Annotated in this window: 4 protein-coding genes and 1 pseudogene; 3 read left to right on the top strand and 2 right to left on the bottom strand. The window is 47.0% G+C overall.

Going from position 1 to position 2,808, the window contains the following annotated elements:
- Positions 1-145: 145 nt before the first annotated feature.
- A complete protein-coding gene (locus PX482_RS24700; RefSeq protein ID WP_002758403.1) occupies positions 146-340 on the bottom strand; it encodes a hypothetical protein in 195 nt (64 codons plus the stop codon).
- On the opposite strand from PX482_RS24700, the pseudogene PX482_RS24695 reads away from it, so the two are divergent.
- The 3 genes and pseudogenes from PX482_RS24695 to PX482_RS24685 form a co-directional block, all read left to right on the top strand.
- Positions 278-412 (top strand): annotated as a pseudogene (locus tag PX482_RS24695) (IS630 family transposase); the annotation flags it as partial. The gene PX482_RS24700 and the pseudogene PX482_RS24695 overlap by 63 nt on opposite strands.
- Positions 413-448: 36 nt before the next feature.
- The gene (locus tag PX482_RS24690; RefSeq protein WP_162528344.1) at positions 449-598 is read left to right on the top strand and encodes a hypothetical protein; all 150 of its coding nucleotides are present in this window, start codon (positions 449-451) and stop codon (positions 596-598) included.
- A 108-nt stretch (positions 599-706) separates the two neighbouring features.
- Positions 707-1,132, top strand: coding sequence for a DUF29 domain-containing protein (locus PX482_RS24685; protein WP_043998986.1), 426 nt, complete (start codon positions 707-709; stop codon positions 1,130-1,132).
- A gap of 185 nt (positions 1,133-1,317) precedes the next feature.
- Here PX482_RS24685 and PX482_RS24680 read toward each other — a convergent pair whose 3' ends face one another.
- A complete protein-coding gene (locus PX482_RS24680) occupies positions 1,318-2,664 on the bottom strand; it encodes a calcium-binding protein (RefSeq protein ID WP_288027969.1) in 1,347 nt (448 codons plus the stop codon).
- Positions 2,665-2,808: the final 144 nt, after the last annotated feature.

The raw sequence follows: 2,808 nt of genomic DNA, 5'->3' as shown, positions 1-2,808 counted from the left end.
ATTGGGGGGAAAATTCAGGTACTTTTTCCCTGAAAATTAGGTAGTTGACCACCTGAAAATCGATAAAACCCCACACCCCACACCCCACACCCCACACCCTGCCCCCAGGAAAAACTTTTTCAGCAAGCCCTAAATAGGGACAGAATCAGGGTTCCCGAGGATACTTTATCTCGGCTGATTTCTGAGAGCCTTGTAAATCAAGACTAAAGATATAGTTGCACAGGGGTAACGTCGCTTTACCGTAAACTTTTTCAGCTTGTCCGAGCGGGATTCCTAGTTCGATATCTTCAACAGTGCCATCGTTGGGATTCTCTGTCTGAATGATTCCCATCGGAAACATAAAAAAGAACTTGATTCCTTGCTCACTCTACCATTTCAGAAGTTTAATAAATCTCAGATTATGACCTTCTAAAGTATAGCTTGTAATCACTTGCTCGAATGAATTAGCATGGTGCGTTCCCAAAAATCTATCGGTGCGGCAGTAGGAGCCACATTAGGGAACGCACCCTACAGCGATGGCGTACTGCTACGCAGTGCCTTCGGCATCGCACTAACCCTAACAACAATTTTTGATTTTTACCAGAGGTCTATTGACTGAATGATGGGATGTAATATTTCAATAACCAGCATTTTCTTGGTGCTTGAGCTATACAATGAGAGCTATATTTTGATAGGACAAAAAAAGATTAGTATAGAGGTAAAATTAATGGCTGAAACCCTATATGAGAAAGACTATGTAGCTTGGCTGCAAGACCAGGCAGAAAAACTGCGATCGCCTGAGCGCAATACTTTAGATTGGCAAACTTTAGCCGAGGAATTAGAGGAAATGGTTGATGAACGCAAATACAAAGCAGAAAGCTTTCTTATTCAACTCCTCAGTCACCTGCTACTTTACGCCTACTGGAAGCATCCTTACTACCTACCCCACTGGACAGACGAGATAGATAATTTCAGATTGGAATTGAGCTTGCTGTTTCGCTCTAAGGTAATCTACAATCATGCCTTAGAACGGTTTGGTTATTGTTATCAAAAAGCTCTGGGAAAAGCGAGCCGCAAAAGTGGATTAACTTTACCAGTTGACTGTCCTTGGACAATTGAGAAAATTCTTGATGAAGATTGGTTCCCTGGTTAAAAACTGGAGCTTGCAATCCAACTTACATCCATACAACAATAGGGTGGGCAATACCCACCTTACTTCAGTTGCTTAACAACTAATAGCTGGTATTCCAAAATATGGTTGAAAAAGAAATTGAGTCATGCGAGGAAGTTTCGGCTCCATCCATGACTCAATTTTGATATATAGCGTTTCTAGGTTTACTAAATAAGAACTACGTCAAGAGAAACCGCAAAACCAGCTGGAAGGTTTGCCAAGATAGCAAACTCGGTCCCTAAAAATGAAAGTGATCCAGTCCATGCGTTGTAACTGATCTGACTCAGAGAAGTGGCTCCAAAACCCGATTGGCTAACTTCAATTTTGTCTCCTTCTGGCCATAAAAAGTCTTGGATAGTATCAACTTTCTCGGAGAGGAAATTGAAGCGGAACTTATCGGCACCAGCACCACCAGTCAGGGTGTCATTGCCAGCACCACCAATCAGGATGTCGTTGCCATCACCACCAATCAGGGTATCATTGCCAGCACCACCATCGAGGCTGTCATTCCCCGCTCCGCCATTGAGGGAATTGTTGGTGCTGTTGCCCGTGATCGTGTCGGCAAAGCTGCTGCCGATGACGTTTTCAAACTGGCTCACCGTGAAGGTCAAGGGCAGCGGCGCGGCCGTGCCGTTCACCTTCACCACGCCGGTGGTGAGGTTGGTAACCGTTCCCGTGGCGGGAGCCACGCTGGCACCGCTGTGATCCACCGTGTCGCCCAGCAGGCTGCTGCCCACAATCGATTCCACGGCAATCAAGGTGTCGGTACCCAGCGCTCCCTTGTTCAACACCCCGAAGGCACCCAAAGTGACGACATTGCTCAGAGCGCTGTAGTTGGCCGTATCGACGCCAGCACCACCATTAATCGTGTCGTTGCCAGCGGTGCCGAAGAACGTGTTGGCCGAGGCGTTGCCCGTGAGGACGTTGTTTTTGCTATTGCCAGTAGCGTTGATATTGCTACTCCCCGTCAGGGTCAAGTTCTCAATCCCATATCCTTGGTTCCCAGCTGTCCCCGGTGCTAGAGAATAAGTGACTGAGGCAGATACCGTATCAGCTGTCCCACCCAGGGAATCATCGAAGACCTCCTTGACGATATCGCCCACATTGTCCACGAAGTAGGTGTCGTTGCCATCACCACCATCCATAGTGTCGGCACCCACACCACCATTGAGGACATTGCTGCCGCTGTTGCCCTTGAGGATGTTGTTTTTGCTATTGCCAGTAGCGTTGATATTGCCACTCCCCGTCAGGGTCAAGTTCTCAATCCCATATCCTTGGTTATAAAATGTCCCTGGTGCTAGGGAATAAGTGACTGAGGCAAATACTGTATCAGCTGTCCCACCCAGGGAATCATCGTAGAATTCCTTGACGATGTCGCCCACATTGTCCACGTAGTAGGTGTCGTTGCCATCACCACCATCCATCGTGTCGGCACCCAAGAGACCATCGAGGGTGTCGTTGCCAGCGGTACCAAACAGTATGTCGTTGCCATTAGTTCCTGTAATTATGGCCATAAATTTAACCCTCCTTAACAATTACATAATTTACATCCTGTGCCACGGGAGCATCCCAGTTTTGCAATGAGTAAAAATACTCAGGCAATATCGCCGTTGAGATAAGCACAACGTAGCTTCAAATACTGAGGAACATTCTCTGCT

Origin of the sequence: Microcystis sp. M53602_WE12, assembly GCF_030065455.1 — a bacterium.
In the GTDB taxonomy this organism is placed as follows: domain Bacteria; phylum Cyanobacteriota; class Cyanobacteriia; order Cyanobacteriales; family Microcystaceae; genus Microcystis; species Microcystis aeruginosa.
The sequence above is the reverse complement of the archived record's forward strand: the minus strand, read 5'-3'. Positions and strand labels throughout refer to the sequence as shown.

Excerpts from the sequence above, each read along its gene's own strand:
- PX482_RS24690 (WP_162528344.1), top strand. The coding sequence starts at position 449 with ATGGTGCGTTCCCAAAAATCTATCGGTGCGGCAGTAGGAGCCACATTA.
- PX482_RS24685 (WP_043998986.1), top strand. The coding sequence starts at position 707 with ATGGCTGAAACCCTATATGAGAAAGACTATGTAGCTTGGCTGCAAGAC.
- PX482_RS24680 (WP_288027969.1), bottom strand. The coding sequence starts at position 2,664 with ATGGCCATAATTACAGGAACTAATGGCAACGACATACTGTTTGGTACC.
- PX482_RS24700 (WP_002758403.1), bottom strand. The coding sequence starts at position 340 with ATGTTTCCGATGGGAATCATTCAGACAGAGAATCCCAACGATGGCACT.